The following is a 15,615-nucleotide window of genomic DNA, read 5'->3' on the forward strand; positions in this document are numbered from 1 at the left end:
CAAAAAAGTGCAGAGCTTCATGGCATAAAAAAAGGCTTGCCAGCTCCTAAAATTCCCTCTACTGTTAAGGTTGTGAAGAACAAAACAGTGGAGGTAAAGAAAGGATGCTAGCAATGCCTGAAATTCATCATATCAAACATTTGCGTGAAAAGAAAGGGTTATCGCTTTCCGAAATTGTCCGCAGGACGGGATTTAACTGGAGAACAGTCAAGAAATATGCGGATGGAGACATTTCGGTCAGACAAAAAATAAAGAGAAAACGGGGAATGATGGAGGAAGAAGGATACGGTCAAATCATTGATGACTGGCTGGAGGAGGACGCCAAACTGCCAAGAAAACAACGGCGGACAAGCAAGAAGATGTACGAACAATTAAAGCAGGAACATGGCTTTAAAGGGTCTTATCGAACGGTTTGCGCCTACGTTCAAAAACGAAGACCTCAGCTTAAGCTGGAGAAGGAACAACGTTACGAGAGGCTGGAACACCCTCCGGGGGAAGCGCAGGTGGATTTCGGCACCATGTCCGTTGTGACGAAGGAGGGAAAAGAGGAAGACCGATCAATTCTGATTTTGAGCTTTCCGTACAGCAACGCCGCGTATGCGTATCCATTGCCGGCGGAAAACAGCGAATGTTTTCTTCACGGGCTCACTCAGCTCTTTCGACAGGCCGGAGGCGTCCCGAGAAAACTGCGCATCGACAATTTGGCGGCGGCGGTGGTTTCGATTCGAAAAGGAGGCGAACGTCAATATACTGAAGCATTTGAGCGATTCCGGCTTCATTATGGGTTTGACGTACAGGCGTGCAATCCGTATAGCGGACACGAAAAAGGGAATGTCGAACGGAAAGTTTACTATACTCGTCAACACTGCTTTGTCCCTGCTCCGTTGATCGAGGGGGATGAAGAACTGGCGGAGTGGCTGCATCGCAAGATGATCGAAGATCGAGCCCGCCCCCACTATGAAAAAGGGAGAACCATTGAGGAATTATGGCAGGAAGAACAAAAGGAGTTGCTTGTCCTGCCGGAGAGAGATCTCCCGATCTTCTCCTTCCACCACGCTAATGTCAATAAATACGGGGAAGTAACGGTGGATGGGGAGGCGTTTGTGGTTCATGGGATCCCGGTTCCCAACCGTGTCCTTGTCAAAAAGGAATGGGATCGTTTCATGGTTTTGTCCCAGGAAGGGGAGGTGTACCTGGAAGCGCCAAGGCCGTACACGAAAAAGCGACGGGAGCTCCCTTGGAAGGACATTTTGGCGGAATGGGCGCAAAAGCCCCGGGTGGTGGAGTATTCGCGGTTTCGAGTTTACTTGCCGGAGGCCATTAGGAAATACTTCATGGAACAACCGAAACAGACGGCATCACGCATTCGAGGAGTGCAGAAGCTGCTGGAGCGGTACACCGTCTATGAGATCGCCCAGTGGCTTGACAAGTATCAACGGTGGGATTTGACGCCCCATGAGATCGGGGTGTTGATGGAGGCGAAGCGTTCGGAGTATCCCGCGAAATGGGAAGAAGCCTATACCCCTTCCGTTTTAGTCGACTATGAAACCGATTTACATGTGTATGATCAACGTCTTTGTCCGTCAAAGGAAGGGGGAAGCCGGGCATGAAGATGGATTTAAAAGAGATTTGTAAAGCCCTGCATTTGGCGTACATCGCGGATCGATTCGAGGAGGTGGCCTACGAGACCAAGGAACAGTTTTTGCGTGATGTGTTGGCGTTGGAGCTGTCGTTCCGTCAGAAAGCAAAACAGGCTCGATTGATCAAGAAGGCGAAGTTCCGGGAGTTGAAATGGCTCAAAGATTATGAATGGTCGGATCAGATTCATTGGCCGACCACGACCTCGAAGGAAGAACTTTGCGACCTTCGCTTTTTGGAGCAAAAACAGAACGTCCTGCTTTTAGGTTCGCCGGGAACAGGAAAAACCCATCTCGCCACCGCATTAGGATTAAAAGCGTGTGAACGGGGCCATGAAGTTCGGTTTTTCCGTGTCGCCGATCTTGTCGCCCAGCTCGAAGAGGCGTTAAAAGACGGCACCCTCGGACGGCTCAAACGGCAAATCGACACATGCGAGCTGTTGATTTTGGACGAACTTGGCTATGTACCTTTCCAAAAGCAGGGATCGGAACTGCTGTTTCACATCATTGCCGATTGTTATGAACGAAAAAGTGTCATCGTGACATCGAATTTAGAGTTTGGACAGTGGAATCGAGTGTTTGGGGACAACCGCCTGACGGCAGCGCTGGTGGATCGTTTGGTCCATCACGCCCACATTCTCGCGTTTACGGGAGAGAGCTACCGCTTACGGCACGCGCTTTCTGCCGTTCAGTCGCTCCCTTCTCACTCGGTTGAAAGGTAAATTCATTGAGCCGGCAAGCCTATGTATTTTTTCTTGCAATTCTCTGCACTTTTTGCTTGCAAAAAACAGCGTTCCAAACGAAAACCGGGGGCGATGGATTATTATGCGGTGGCGATGACGACCATGATCGCTTTGTATAGCGCATTGCCTGGCAGCTCTTTGTTGCGGGGAGAGCGGACGCGGAAGACGGCTGACCGCCTTTTGGCGGCCCCTGTTCGCAAAAGCGAGATTTTTATTGGAAAACTGGCCGGAAACATCGTGGCGAATTTTCTTTGTGTGGCCGTAGTGATCTTGTTTAGTAAACTTGTTTTTCACGCGTATTGGGGGCGTCACCTCAGTCTCGTATATTTGCTTCTGTTGACTGAGGTGGTATTGGCCATAAGCTTCGGGCTAGGGATGAGCTATCTGGCAAGGACGGAAGGAGCGGCGCGAACGATAGCGATGATCCTCATTCAGCTCGTTTCTTTTTTCGGGGGTGCTTATTTTCCGATCGATGAAACGAAGTGGTTTGCTCATTTGTCGCCGCTTTCTTGGATGAATGAAACGATTTTTAAAATGGTATATGCCAACGATGTGTCCAGCGTGGTTCCAACCATGCTTCTCAATGTCGGTCTAGCGGCGTTGTTTTTATTGATCGCGGTGGCGTCTGTAGCGAGACGGGAGGGATTATAGGGTGAACGATGTGATTTGGTTGGTGAAGTATACGTTAAAGCGAACGTTCCGTCGAAAAATCAATTTTTTGTTATACTTTGGCACGCCGTTGGCGGCAATTCTTTTGTCTTTGTTTGCGGCCGGGAGCAACCCTGTCAAGGAGGTGCGCATCGGGATCGTCAATGAGGATCATGGACGGATTACCGATGATACGATCCATTTTCTGAAAAACATTGACCATCTATCAGTGAAAAGCGTCACGTTGTCAGCAGTGGACGACCAAATCACCTCGCAAAAGGTGGATGGCGTGTTGATTTTTCGCCAAGGGTTTTCCAAAAGCGTCCAGCACGGCCAACCTCGGCCGATTGAACTCGTCTCGCTCAAGGGAGCGGAAATCACTACGTTTATCAAATCATACTTGCATGAATACATTGATCATCTGGCCACATTGGGGCGATTGGCCAATGGAAACACCGATCTCTTTTGGAAAATGTATGAACGGTATCAACACGCACCGTTCCGGTTAGCTATTCACTCCTTATCCGATACGTCCAAACAAAAAGCGATCACGTATCAAACGATCGGCTACTTGCTCATGATCATGGTAATGTCAGCGGGAAATTTGACGGAGATCATCCTCAAAGAAAGAGAAGAGCGCACGTATTCTCGATTATTGACGACACCGATTCAAGCCAGAACGTATGTGTTATCGAATGTTGTGGTGAATGTGTTGGTCATAACGGTACAGATGATCGTGACCTTTGTGGCGATGAAAAACATCTTTCATATTTATCCTAACGTTCCGATGTGGCAAATGGCCCTCGTACTTTTCGTTTTCTCTTTATCGGCAATCGGGTTGGCTTTGATTACGGTGATGGTGGCGAACAGCTCCACCTCCGCCGGAGCGCTGCAGCCATTGATCACCGTTCCGACCTGCATGCTGGCCGGCTGTTTTTGGCCCGTCGAGTTGATGCCGAAGTTTTTGCAAAAGGCGGCGTACTTTCTACCGCAACGGTGGACGCTTGATTTCTTAGTGAAGCTGCAGGAGGGGCGTTCTTTTGGCAGTTTGTATTTGCATGTGTTGATTCTTCTCGCGTTTGCACTGACCTTTTTCCTTATTGCTGTTTATACGTTCAGCCGAAGTCAGCAGAATGGACAATTTGTGTAACGATGTTGAATGGTTGTTGATCGCTAGCGGTGCAAGAGGCCTTCATTGGTGTGGAACCGTTGGGTAGTCCTTAAATCAAGCACAGCCGAAGCAGATGGCTGTGCCTTATTTTATCGGTTTTGGGAAACTGTCCATCGCATTTTCGCTCGTTATGCTTATGCTAATAGTGACAGATTCCTAAGCGAGAAGGGTGGGAGAGAGAAGCGCGATGGTGAACATTTTTCTTGACCCCGGTCACGGGGGGACGGACACTGGGGCGGTCGGTAACGGATTGCGGGAGAAAGACATCACGCTGTCCATCGCCTTGGAGATGAGCCGCCTTTTGCAAAGTGAGTACGAAGGAGTTTCCGTGCAACTGAGCCGGACAAAAGATGAAACGGTGTCATTGAACGAGCGGACGGAGCGAGCCAACCGCTGGGGGGCCGATTTATACGTTTCGATCCACGTGAACGCGGGCGGTGGCACGGGATACGAAGATTACATTTACTACGAGCTGTCGGAAAATTCCCGAACGGCGCGCATTCGTGATGTGCTGCATGAAGAAGTGATTCGGGCGACAGGATTCCGCGACCGTGGAAAAAAGAAGGCGAATTTTCATGTGCTAAGGGAGACAGCGATGGCGGCGGTGTTGACGGAGAACGGGTTTATCGATAATGAGGAAGACGCAAAAAAATTGGCGGACACCGAATTTTTGCGGACGATTGCCCGCGGTCATGTCAACGGACTAGAACGGGCGCTCGGATTGAGAAAAAAAGAAGGGACACCGAACAATCCTCCTGAGCAGGATCCGGATGAGCCAAGCGTTCAAAGATTGACGCGTGTGATCGTTGATGGCAAGCAAGTTGGCGCCTTTGCTAAACCGGAAAACGCGCTGCGCCAAGTGGAACATTATTTAGGAAAAGCGAAGCGGATTGTGCTCGAACAGGTCGAGAAGTGACGAAAAACGTTTGTCTGGCTTTTAGACGGGCATGTGGTTTTGTCCGTTTGTCCTAGGGGATCGGTGATTATTATACGACGATGTCCGGCACATCGATGGCAACGCCGATTTGCGCCGGCATTGTCGCGTTAATGCTTCAGGCGAAACCAACCGCGACGCCGGATGAAATCAAGCAGGCGTTAAAAGACGGTGCCGATTTGTGGAAGGGGCGCGACCCGAACGTATACGGGGCGGGCTACGTAAATGCGAAACGGGCTGTCGAGCGGCTGCGGCAAGGCTAGAAAAAAAGAGGGAGGCGCTTAGTGAGCGCTTCCCTCTTCGTCTTCACGGTTGTTATAATCGTATTTCGACGGATCGACCGGTTTAAAGCCTTTGGGCGTGTAGAACCGGAGCAAATCGCCGTAAACGACTTTATCCGACAAATCGAGCTTCGTGCGCACGATTTGTTCAAGACGCTTGATTTCCGGCGTTTCTTTGAGCGGTTCGCCCGTTTTTGTATCATAGTATTTCCCGTTGACGGCCGTGACTGTCGGTGTGACAAAATCGCCGTTGCGGAACGGGATGATCTCTTGATGGTCCGGCGACAACAAGTCTGTTCCAAAGTGGACATAGTTTTTCGTATCGATGCCAAGCAAGTGCAGCAGCGTCGGCAGTAAGTCGATTTGCCCGCCAAACTCGTGAATGACGCCGCCTTTGACGCCCGGAACGTGGATAAATAGCGGTACCCGCTGCAATTGGGCATGTTCGTACGGCGTAATTTCTTTTCCTAAAATTTGTGCCATGGCTTTGTTATGGTTTTCGGAAATGCCGTAATGGTCGCCATACAAAATGATGACCGAGCGGTCGTACAGGCCCGATTTTTTCAGATAATCAAAGAACTCTTTGACAGCCTCATCCAAGTAGCGAGCCGTTTGGAAATAACGGTCGACCGAGCCGTCGCCAGTCGTTGCCGGCGGGATCGTAGCGTCTTCCTCGCTGATCGGGTACGGGAAGTGGTTCGACAACGTAATGAATTTTACATAGAACGGCTCTTTCAACGTCTCTAACAGCGGGATCGACTCCCGGAAGAACGGTTTGTCTTTCAGACCGTAGTTCAAGACGTCTTCGTCGTTCATATCGTAGTAGCTCGCGTCAAAAAAGTGGTCAAAGCCGAACGACTTATAAATTTCGTCGCGGTTCCAGAACGTTTTGTAGTTGCCGTGGAAAACGGCGCTTGTATAGCCGTATTGATGCAAAATGGCCGGAGCCGCATGGTACGTATTTTGTCCCTTGGTCGTAAAGACGGCGCCTTGTGGCAGGCCGTACAACGAGTTTTCCAACATGAACTCCGCGTCCGACGTTTTTCCTTGCCCGGTTTGATGGAAAAAGTTGTCAAAATAGAACGTATTCGGATCACGGGTGAGCGAGTTCAAAAACGGCGTGACCTCTTCCCCATCCAACTTGTAGTTAATGATAAAATTTTGAAGAGATTCCAAATGAATGTAAATGACGTTTTTGCCTTTCGCCACCCCGAAATATTTCGGGTTCGGTTTGGCGTATGTCGCCTGCACGTGGTTCAGCACCGTCGTGATGTCGCTTTTGTTCGCAAACGCCCGTTGTGTCGATGATTTCATGCTTTGGAACGCGTCGTAAATCAAATAGTTGTATACCCCTAAATATTTGACGATATAGTTGCGGTCAAACGTTCTCGTCAGCAGTTGCGGGCGGTCAGCCTCAGCGAGCGCCAAATTGACGCTGAACATCAGAATGGCTGAAGCGAATACAATGCTTTTTTTGAAGCGGCCGGCTTGCACTTGCGGGAGCGGAACGCGCTTAGAGATCACAAGCGCCGCCAAAATGGCCGTATCCAAGAAATAAAACACATCGTACCACTTCAGCAATTCCCAAATGCTTCCGCCCAAATCGCCGAAGTTTTTCGTTTGCGTCAACGTCGGTAATGTAATGAAATCGCTGAAAAAGCGGTAATAGACGATGTTAGCGTATAAGATGAACGACAAAATGAAATTAATAATGATGATCCAGCGGTAGAAGCGCGCATCCTTTGCGAGGAGCGCCAACCCTAAGAAAAACACTGCCGAACTGATCGGGTTGATCAGCAGCAAAAGTTCCTGCATTGAATTGCTGATGCCGAGGTTAAACTCGGCCAAATAGGCGATGTACGTCTTCAGCCAAAACAACAGCACCGCCAAAATAAAAAAACCAATATATTGGTTAGAGAGAGAACGGCACATCGTTAACCAAGTTTTTCCTGTTTTTTTGGCGTTCACGTCCTCTTCTCCTCCTTTACCTCGTATTCTTCCATCCTACATTTCTCTTTTATATGAAATATGCACGTTGCGTTCTTACATCATTTTACATCGGATCGTCTCCATGTCAAGTAGCATAATACTTCTTTTGCCAAAAGTCAATGGAATGTTTTTCGGGATGATGAACGCCTCCTTCCTCGTTTGGCTGGATGCGGCGGCGAGGAATGGACTGCCATTTATTATAGACGAATCGCAACGAAAAAAGTTTCAACAAGTTTGTCCCGATGTCCATGCTCTTTACCCATTTTATTACCCGGATTTACGGTTATGATAAAAATTGTCCCGTACCGAGAACGGGTTATTTTTGGTATAGTTTTTCTATATGCGGTCCGCTGCCTTGAATAAAGTAGAGGGAAGGTGATGGGATGATGAAGCGAAAAGGCGCGTTTTTGGATCCGCCAAAAATTCTCGTGCTAGGGTTCGCGCTCATTATTCTGGCAGGGGCGCTGCTGCTGACGATTCCTATGGCGACGGTCAACGGAAAAGGGCTGCCGTTTTTGGACGCGCTGTTTACCGCGACGTCAGCGACGTGCGTCACCGGCCTAGTCGTTGTGGATACAGGAACGACGTTCACCCTGTTCGGTCAACTTGTCATTTTGGCATTAATCCAAGTTGGCGGGCTCGGGTTTATGACGTTTGCGACATTGTTTGCCTTTTTGCTCGGCAAGCGCATTTCGCTGAAAGAGCGGCTCTTGCTGCAAGAGGCGCTGAACCAGTTGACGATTGAGGGCATCGTTCGATTGGTGAAACGCATTTTTATTTTCACCATCGTGATTGAAGGCGTGGGCGGCGTGTTGCTTTCGCTTCGGTTTGCGTTGGACATGCCGGTCGGCCGGGCGATTTATTTCGGCTTTTTTCATGCGATCTCCAACTTTAACAACGCCGGCTTTGATTTAATGGGCGAATTTCGCAGTTTGACCGGGTATGTAGATGACCCGGTCGTCAGCCTGGTCGTGCCGCTGCTGATCATTTTAGGGGGAATCGGTTTCATCGTCATGAACGAAGTATACGAATATCGGCAAACACGCCGCCTTTCCCTTCACACGAAAGTGGTCGTTGTGACGACCGGCTGGCTCCTGCTGGCCAGCATGGCGTTGATTTTGTTGCTGGAGTGGAACAATCCGAAAACGATGGGACCGCTGTCGCTGTCAGGCAAGTTGTTGTCTGCCTTTTATCAGGCGGTGACACCGCGAACTTCAGGTTCGAACACACTCAACATCCCCGATTTGACGCAGCCGACCTTGTTTCTCATCATTTTCCTTATGTTTGTCGGCGCCTCGCCGGGCTCGACGGGCGGAGGAATTAAAACGACAACGTTCACGACCTTGCTTGGCGCCGTATGGTCGCAAATCCGCGGGAAGGAAGATGTCGTGCTGTTTCGCAACCGCATCATTTACGATACGGTATACAAGTCGCTGACGGTGACGATGAGCGGATTGTTCGTTGTCATGTTGGTCACGATGGTGCTGACGGTGACCGAGAGCGGCAAAGATTTCTTAATGATTTTATTCGAGGCGACATCGGCGTTTGGGACCGTCGGATTGTCAATGGGGTTGACGCCGGAATTGTCTCCGTTAGGGAAAATGGTCATCATTTTGACGATGTTTGCCGGCCGCGTCGGCCCGCTGACGATCGCCTATGCGGTGACGTTGCGCCGTCAGCCCGATCCGTTCCGTTATCCGAAAGGGAGAATGATGATCGGATAACGGCGGGAATAATACAAATAAACGCCTGAGGGAGTGAGCAAAAGAAAAACAAAGAGAACGTGAGCGATCGTTCGCCCGGCAAGGAAAAATGACCGAAAGCAGCGAAAAATCGTCATTAGTTGCCGATTTTTCTTGTTTACCGCATGAAGGACGAGGAGTACGATATGAAAACAAGAGCACCAGTAACTAGGCGCTGAATCCATGACGGAGCGAGGAGCCCAACGTTGTAACGGTTTCGTTACTGGGGGTGAATCCGAACAGGAAGGGCATCTCTCCAAGCCCGAACCCGACAGCGAACTCCGCAAGCGCTTTTTGGGGAGGGACGAGTATGTTTTTCGGCTGCTTTTAGCCGCTGAGTGCGTCCTCGGCGGTTTTTTCTTTTTGGCTGACAGACATGGCAAGGAGGAATTGAAGACATGGCTTCGCTGAAACGATGGGTAATCGGCAAACCGATGGAAACGAAACAGTTAAAACATGAAAAATTGCCAAAATGGAAAGCGTTAGCTGTTTTTTCATCGGATGCGCTGTCATCGGTAGCCTACGCGACCGAAGAAATTTTGTTGGTGTTGGCGCTGTTAGGAACGAGCGTCTTTTTCTACTCGCTTCCCATTGCGGTAGCGATTTTAGTGTTGCTGCTGCTGGTGACCCTCTCCTACCGGCAAATCATTTACGCCTTTCCGTCCGGGGGAGGGGCGTATGTGGTCGCACGCGATCATTTAGGGACGAAAATTAGTTTAGTGGCCGGGGCGGCGCTCATGATCGATTATATTTTGACGGTCGCCGTCAGCATCAGCTCCGGCGTCGCCGCGTTGACATCGGCTTTTCCGGGGCTGCTGCCGTGGAAAGTAGAGGTCGCTGTCGCCTTTGTTTTGGGATTGATGATTTTGAATTTGCGCGGCATCACCGAATCGGCGACGGTTTTTGCCTATCCCACATACGTATTTATCGGTTTTGTTCTCATGATGATCGCAGCCGGTGGATGGCAATTGTGGCAGGAAGGGTGGCATGGGTTCACGAGGCAGGAGCATGCATCGACAGCCCATATGTTCGCATCGGGGTACAGTTGGTTTCTTTTGTTGCGCGCTTTTTCTTCGGGATGTTCGGCCATGACGGGAGTCGAAGCAATCAGTAACGGCGTGCCGGCGTTCCGGCCCGACAGCTCGAAAAACGCCGCCATTACGATGGGATGGATGTCCTTGCTGCTCGGCACGATGTTTTTAGGCATCACAGTGCTGGCAGCTGGATTTGGTGTGACACCGGCTGAGCACCAGACGGTGATTTCGCAAATTGGACGTCACGTCTTCGGAAATGGACTTTTGTTTTACTTGTTCCAGCTGACAACGATGCTGATTTTAGTGCTTGCCGCCAATACGAGTTTTGCCGGGTTTCCACAGCTGACGTCGATCATGGCGAGAGACGGATTTTTGCCGCGAAGCTTGGCGGCCCGAGGGGATCGCCTCGTGTTTTCCAACGGTATTATTTTATTGAGCGTGCTGGCGATTTTGTTGATCGTTATTTTTCATGCCGAAACGCATTCGCTCATCCCGCTTTACGCGGTTGGTGTCTTTCTTTCCTTTACCATCGGTCAGAGCGGGCTGATGAAAAAATTATGGAATCGGGAAGAAGGACGGAAGATCGGCGTGCTGTTTACCGTTGGAATGGGAGCGGTGGTCACCGGAATGGTGACGATTGTCACGATGGTCGCTAAATTTGCGCAAGGGGCGTGGATCGTTATTGTGGCGATTCCGCTGTTCGTCTGGATGTTCATCCGAATTCATGAACACTACAAAAAACTCGGCAAGCAGCTGCGCTTGGACGAACGGGAGTGGCAACGTCCCAAAAAAATATGGAAACCAAAAGTTATTATTCCGATTTCCGGCGTCAGCAAAGTAGTCGACCAGTCCGTTCAGTACGCCCGCAGCATTTCTGATGACATTACCGCTTTGTCGATCATTTTCGACGAAAAAGACGAACAAAAACTGCGGCAGAAATGGGAGACGTTTTATCCAGACATCCCGTTGACCATCATCTATTCCCCGTATCGAACGATTTTATCGCCGCTGCTTGAGTATATTACGCGAACAGAAAAAGAAGCTGATCGAGCGCCGGTGACAGTACTCTTGCCACAATTTGTTGTGAAAAAATGGTGGCATACGTTTTTGCATAACCAAACCGCAATCATTTTACGCTTTGTTCTCATTATGAAAAAAGATGTCGTCATCGCGACATTGCCGTATCATTTGCGGGAATAATGTCGAGAAAAGAGGAAGTATTTCCCCGGAAATCGATTCGTGTCGAAGGGGATGACATTCCCCTTGCCGTACTGGATTGCATATTTTACGGCAAGGGGGGATTTGAATGTGGTTATGGGTATCGATGATGGGGTTGGCTTTGAGCGTGAGCATGGACAGTTTGAGTGTGGGGATTTCATATGGGATGAGGGGGATCCGTTTTCCCTTTCTTTCATTGACGCTCATTTCATTGATGTCTGGAGTGGTAGTGTTTGCTTCCATGCACATCGGCGAGTGGCTGGCGCTTCTGTTGCCGAGGCAGGTTGAACGCGGACTTGCTTCAGTCATTCTCATTGGTCTTGGCGGTTGGGCGGTTTATCACGTTTATCGTTCAAAGGAGGAGCGAAGGGAAGGATTGGCGGAAGACGGCGGCAGCGCGGTGGCCGGCCGACTGAACGGCGCCGTTCAAGTGTTGAAACGGCCTGAGCAGGGGGATTTAGACCGTTCGGGAACGATCAGCCAAAAAGAGGCATTGTTGATCGGATTGGCCTTGTCAACGGATGCGTTTGGCGCCGGAATCAGCTCATCGCTTTTGCATCTTCCCGCGCTTTCTTTTGCCTTGCTGGTTGGGTTGTTTACTCTCGCGCTGATTCGTGCTGGCTTGTCGCTCGGGCGTTTAGCCTCAAAAACGAAAATCATGAAAAAGGCGAACGTGGTACCTGGCTTTGTGCTCATTGTTTTAGGAGTGGTGAAGTTCTTTCGATGACACCGTTAAACCGATTCATTCGTAATTCAAGGATGGAACTAGGGAAAAGGGAAAGGAGAGAGAGTCGATGTGGAAACGGTTTTTAACGAAATTTGGCATCGGTGGCGCGAAAGTGGATCTCATGTTGCACCGTCCCCATGTGCACCTCGGTGAAACATTGGAAGGCGAATTTTGGTTGGAAGGCGGTTCCGTTGCGCAGCACGTCCGTGCCTTGGACGTTTTGCTGGAATTGGAAATGCAAGCGGAAGGGAAGGGGTATCGCCAGACGGCAGCGGTGATTCCGGTCGCGTCCTCGTTTACGATTCAGCCTGGGGAGCGAAAAAAACTGCCGTTTGCCTACAAACTCCCACTCCATTTGCCGATCAGCCGTCCCACGGTCCGTTATACGTTCGTCACTCGTCTTGATATTGCCAATGGGGCGGATGCGTACGACGAAGATGCTATTGAAATCTTGCCGCCACCAGCGCTTGAGCAAACGTTCGCGGCGTTTGCAGCGCTTGGGTTTCGCGAGAAGCCGGTCTCTGGGCGCATTACACGATATGGGCAGGAATTTTCGTTTTTCCCAACAGGCGAATTTCATGGAATAGTTCAAGAAGTAGAGTTTTTGGCCCTTGTTGAGACGGAAGGCGTGCGTCTGCATATGGAAGTGGACGTTTGCCATCGTGCCGGTGGGGAACGGGAGATGAAGCGGGAATTGTTTCTCCCGTTGGAGTCGCTGCATGATCTTGAGACCGCGGTCCGCCTGATCCGGGACGCCCTTGAAGAAACGGTGCAAGCGGCTGGCGCGATCGATTCGTTGGAGCCGCATCATTGGCCATTGTCGTCTTCGCCGTTCTATGGTCATTCGGGCAGCCACGTGCCACCCGTTTCTCGCCCACATCATGGCGGATCAGGATGGGCGGGAGCCATTGGCGGCTTTGCGGCCGGAATGTTGACGGGAATGATCGCCGAGGAGCTGCTCGATGATGTGATCGATGATGTTGCCGACGATGTCGCGGATGGAATCGATGCTGATGATTGGTTTGACGGTGGCGATGGCTTTGACGGCGGGGATTGGCTGTAACGGCGGCGCAACGCAGTTCGCTTTGTCTTCTTTGCGTTGCTAGGCTTGGGCAATGGGAACCGTTTCCTCTTAGGAGGCCGGTGATTTAGTGGAAAATAATGCTGATTCCATCCATTTCTCAATGAGAGAAATCTTGTAGAATCAGCTTTCTTTTCTGAATGAACATGCCGCTGATTGGTGTGTGTCAGCGGTTTTTCACCGGCTTTCTAGGGGGGCGGGTGATTTACTCGCACAAACGCTTCTCAGAATCGTTTCTCAAGCAGAAAAACTGGTTGCATCAGATTCTATGTTCAAGCGTTCCATCATCGATCAAGGCAAACAACGATTTTTCACCGGCCTCCTAGGCAATACAGCCAATGGAAGCAAGCCGAATAGGGGTGGGATGGATGCCTCAATATATCGTCTTTGATGTCGGTGGAACGTATGTCAAATATGCGGTGATGAACCGTCAAGGAGATTTTTTGGAGAAAGGAAGCTATCCTTCCGAACGGCATGATTTTGCCAAGTTTAAAGCCGATCTGTTGGCTGTTGTCCGTCAAGTCCGAACGAATTATTCGATTCAAGGCATGGCGATGAGCTGTCCGGGGGGAGTGGACAGTGAGAGCGGCATCATCGGTGGAAGCAGCGCGTTGCCTTGCATTCATGGCCCCAATTTCAAAGAAGTGTTCGGCGGTGAGACGGGACTGCCGATTGAATTGGAAAACGACGCGAATTGCGCCGCGCTCGGTGAGCTTTGGAAAGGAGCGGCGAAGCATCATCGCGATGTCGCCTTTGTCGTCGTCGGCACCGGCATCGGGGGAGCGGTCGTAAAAGACGGCCGCATTCATAAAGGGGCTCATTTGCATGGCGGAGAATTTGGCTATATGTTGATGGCCGTTTGCTATGAAGATGGGACGGTGAAAGGAAAAACGTGGAGCGAGTTAGGGGCAACGAGCGCGCTTGTGCGCATGGCCGCGGCGGACATGGGAGTGCCAGAAGGCGAACTGAATGGGGAAAAGGTGTTTGCGCTGGCCGATGAAGGGAATGCCGCCGCCCAAAAGGCAGTGGACCGGTTTTATTTTTCACTCGCCCATGGCATTTTTAATTTGCAGTACGCCTATGACCCGGAAAAAATCGTTCTCGGCGGCGCCGTCAGCAATCGTCCGGACTTTATCGAACAGATTGAACGGCGGCTTTCCCTCTTGCTCGCAGCCGTGCCGTTTGCCAAAGTGAAGCCGGTCATTGAAAAGTGTCACTTCAAAAATGATGCCAATTTGCTTGGGGCGTTGTACCACTATTTGCAGCGGCGCGGGGAACTGCCGCCGGCGTAACGGGCATGCATGATGGCTCCGTCTTTGTCCAGCCAATGAACGGCGCGGGTAGTAGAAACAGATGATTTATAGTACAATAGAGCAGGCGTGGCCGAACAGGCCGTGCTATTTTGCCGCTTGGCCCATATATATGGAAACAGACGATTTCCGCGCAGAAAGGATGGACAAAGATGCAATGGATGGAGTTGTGGAAGGCCGTCATTTTAGGAATGGTGGAGGGATTGACAGAGTTCGCTCCCGTTTCTTCCACCGGCCATATGATTATTGTCGACGATCTTTGGTTGAAGTCGACGGAGTTTTTAGGCCAATACGCCGCCAATACGTTTAAAGTCGTCATTCAGCTCGGCTCCATTTTGGCTGCCGTTGTGGTGTTTAAAGACCGGTTTTTGGATTTGCTCGGCGTTCGTGGCCGTCATCCGGGTGGGAAGCCGCGGCTGACGCTGCTTCATGTCATCATCGGTCTGTTCCCGGCCGGGGTGCTCGGCGTATTGTTTGAAAACTATATCGATGAACATTTGTTTTCAACGAAAACGGTGCTCATCGGCTTAGTGCTTGGCGCGCTGTTGATGATCGTTGCCGACCAATTCGCCAAAAAGGCGGCGCGGGCGCGGACGGTCGACGAAATCACGTACAAGCAGGCGTTTTTTGTTGGTCTCGTGCAATGTTTGTCCTTATGGCCGGGGTTTTCCCGCTCCGGATCGACGATTGCTGGCGGGGTGCTCGCCGGTATGAGCCATCGCGCTGCCGCCGATTTCACGTTTATTATGGCAGTGCCGATCATGGCGGGGGCGAGCGGCCTGTCGCTCTTGAAAAATTGGCAATATGTCAGCGCCGCCGATATTCCGTTTTTCATCGCCGGCTTTTTGAGCGCTTTCGTCTTTGCCTTGCTGGCGATCCGCTTTTTCTTGCAGCTGATTAACCGCATCCGTCTCGTGCCGTTTGCGGTGTACCGCATTGTCTTGGCGGCGGTCATTTATTTCTTGTATTTTTAACTTAACCAACGGAAGAAGTCTCCCACTTCTAAACAAAAAAGGGAGATGAATTTCGGTTCCGTCTCAAAAAAGAAAGGCTTGAAACAGTTAGGTGTGGTCTAACGGGCTGTCGAACCGTGGGGCACA

12 protein-coding genes, 1 pseudogene and 1 riboswitch are annotated in these 15,615 nt (G+C 50.6%); of the genes and pseudogenes, 12 read left to right on the top strand and 1 reads right to left on the bottom strand.

Translation table 11 applies throughout. The features are described 5' to 3' along the window. Positions 1–104: 104 nt before the first annotated feature. From istA to NST29_RS01240, 6 genes and pseudogenes are all read left to right on the top strand, one after another. Positions 105–1,610 (top strand): IS21 family transposase, encoded by a 1,506-nt coding sequence (gene istA, locus NST29_RS01215; RefSeq protein ID WP_033019222.1) that lies wholly within the window; start codon positions 105–107, stop codon positions 1,608–1,610. Further along, positions 1,607–2,359: an IS21-like element helper ATPase IstB gene (gene istB, locus NST29_RS01220; RefSeq protein WP_033019214.1), complete on the top strand. Its 753-nt coding sequence runs from the start codon at positions 1,607–1,609 to the stop codon at positions 2,357–2,359. Before istA ends, istB begins: the two co-directional genes overlap by 4 nt. Before the next feature lie 21 nt (positions 2,360–2,380). After that, positions 2,381–3,031, top strand: coding sequence for an ABC transporter permease (locus tag NST29_RS01225; RefSeq protein ID WP_339232596.1), 651 nt, complete (start codon positions 2,381–2,383; stop codon positions 3,029–3,031). 1 nt (position 3,032) lies between these two features. Further along, positions 3,033–4,178 carry an ABC transporter permease gene (locus tag NST29_RS01230; protein WP_033023649.1) on the top strand — a complete coding sequence of 382 codons (1,146 nt, stop codon included), beginning with the start codon at positions 3,033–3,035 and terminating at the stop codon, positions 4,176–4,178. 208 nt (positions 4,179–4,386) lie between these two features. Beyond that, positions 4,387–5,115 (top strand): N-acetylmuramoyl-L-alanine amidase, encoded by a 729-nt coding sequence (locus NST29_RS01235; RefSeq protein ID WP_061912470.1) that lies wholly within the window; start codon positions 4,387–4,389, stop codon positions 5,113–5,115. Positions 5,116–5,174: 59 nt separating this feature from the next. Continuing rightward, a pseudogene (locus NST29_RS01240) lies at positions 5,175–5,396 on the top strand (S8 family serine peptidase); the annotation flags it as partial. Positions 5,397–5,414: 18 nt separating this feature from the next. Here NST29_RS01240 and NST29_RS01245 read toward each other — a convergent pair. After that, positions 5,415–7,346, bottom strand: a complete 1,932-nt coding sequence (locus NST29_RS01245; RefSeq protein ID WP_061912482.1) for an LTA synthase family protein — start codon at positions 7,344–7,346, stop codon at positions 5,415–5,417. 443 nt (positions 7,347–7,789) lie between these two features. Between NST29_RS01245 and NST29_RS01250 the strand changes: the two genes are divergently transcribed. From NST29_RS01250 to NST29_RS01275, 6 genes are all read left to right on the top strand, one after another. Further along, positions 7,790–9,127, top strand: coding sequence for a TrkH family potassium uptake protein (locus NST29_RS01250; protein ID WP_339232977.1), 1,338 nt, complete (start codon positions 7,790–7,792; stop codon positions 9,125–9,127). Between the two features lie 181 nt (positions 9,128–9,308). After that, a riboswitch (cyclic di-AMP (ydaO/yuaA leader) is annotated at positions 9,309–9,450 on the top strand. A 93-nt stretch (positions 9,451–9,543) separates the two neighbouring features. Then, positions 9,544–11,379, top strand: coding sequence for an APC family permease (locus NST29_RS01255; RefSeq protein ID WP_033023657.1), 1,836 nt, complete (start codon positions 9,544–9,546; stop codon positions 11,377–11,379). Between the two features lie 106 nt (positions 11,380–11,485). Beyond that, positions 11,486–12,124, top strand: a complete 639-nt coding sequence (ytaF, locus tag NST29_RS01260; protein ID WP_033023658.1) for a sporulation membrane protein YtaF — start codon at positions 11,486–11,488, stop codon at positions 12,122–12,124. A 67-nt stretch (positions 12,125–12,191) separates the two neighbouring features. After that, positions 12,192–13,187 (top strand): sporulation protein, encoded by a 996-nt coding sequence (locus tag NST29_RS01265; RefSeq protein WP_033023661.1) that lies wholly within the window; start codon positions 12,192–12,194, stop codon positions 13,185–13,187. 386 nt (positions 13,188–13,573) lie between these two features. After that, positions 13,574–14,497, top strand: a complete 924-nt coding sequence (locus NST29_RS01270; RefSeq protein WP_033023662.1) for an ROK family protein — start codon at positions 13,574–13,576, stop codon at positions 14,495–14,497. A gap of 170 nt (positions 14,498–14,667) precedes the next feature. After that, entirely contained in the window at positions 14,668–15,489 is an 822-nt protein-coding gene (locus NST29_RS01275; protein WP_033023663.1) for an undecaprenyl-diphosphate phosphatase, read from the top strand. Positions 15,490–15,615: the final 126 nt, after the last annotated feature.

It is taken from the genome of Geobacillus sp. FSL W8-0026, assembly GCF_037966255.1.
Classification (GTDB): Bacteria; Bacillota; Bacilli; order Bacillales; family Anoxybacillaceae; genus Geobacillus; species Geobacillus icigianus.

What these genes read in the sequence shown, in the direction of transcription:
- istA (WP_033019222.1), top strand. Translation starts at nt 105, where the DNA reads ATGCTAGCAATGCCTGAAATTCATCATATCAAACATTTGCGTGAAAAG.
- istB (WP_033019214.1), top strand. Translation starts at nt 1,607, where the DNA reads ATGAAGATGGATTTAAAAGAGATTTGTAAAGCCCTGCATTTGGCGTAC.
- NST29_RS01225 (WP_339232596.1), top strand. Translation starts at nt 2,381, where the DNA reads ATGTATTTTTTCTTGCAATTCTCTGCACTTTTTGCTTGCAAAAAACAG.
- NST29_RS01235 (WP_061912470.1), top strand. Translation starts at nt 4,387, where the DNA reads ATGGTGAACATTTTTCTTGACCCCGGTCACGGGGGGACGGACACTGGG.
- NST29_RS01245 (WP_061912482.1), bottom strand. Translation starts at nt 7,346, where the DNA reads ATGTGCCGTTCTCTCTCTAACCAATATATTGGTTTTTTTATTTTGGCG.
- NST29_RS01250 (WP_339232977.1), top strand. Translation starts at nt 7,790, where the DNA reads ATGAAGCGAAAAGGCGCGTTTTTGGATCCGCCAAAAATTCTCGTGCTA.
- NST29_RS01255 (WP_033023657.1), top strand. Translation starts at nt 9,544, where the DNA reads ATGGCTTCGCTGAAACGATGGGTAATCGGCAAACCGATGGAAACGAAA.
- ytaF (WP_033023658.1), top strand. Translation starts at nt 11,486, where the DNA reads ATGTGGTTATGGGTATCGATGATGGGGTTGGCTTTGAGCGTGAGCATG.
- NST29_RS01265 (WP_033023661.1), top strand. Translation starts at nt 12,192, where the DNA reads ATGTGGAAACGGTTTTTAACGAAATTTGGCATCGGTGGCGCGAAAGTG.
- NST29_RS01270 (WP_033023662.1), top strand. Translation starts at nt 13,574, where the DNA reads ATGCCTCAATATATCGTCTTTGATGTCGGTGGAACGTATGTCAAATAT.
- NST29_RS01275 (WP_033023663.1), top strand. Translation starts at nt 14,668, where the DNA reads ATGCAATGGATGGAGTTGTGGAAGGCCGTCATTTTAGGAATGGTGGAG.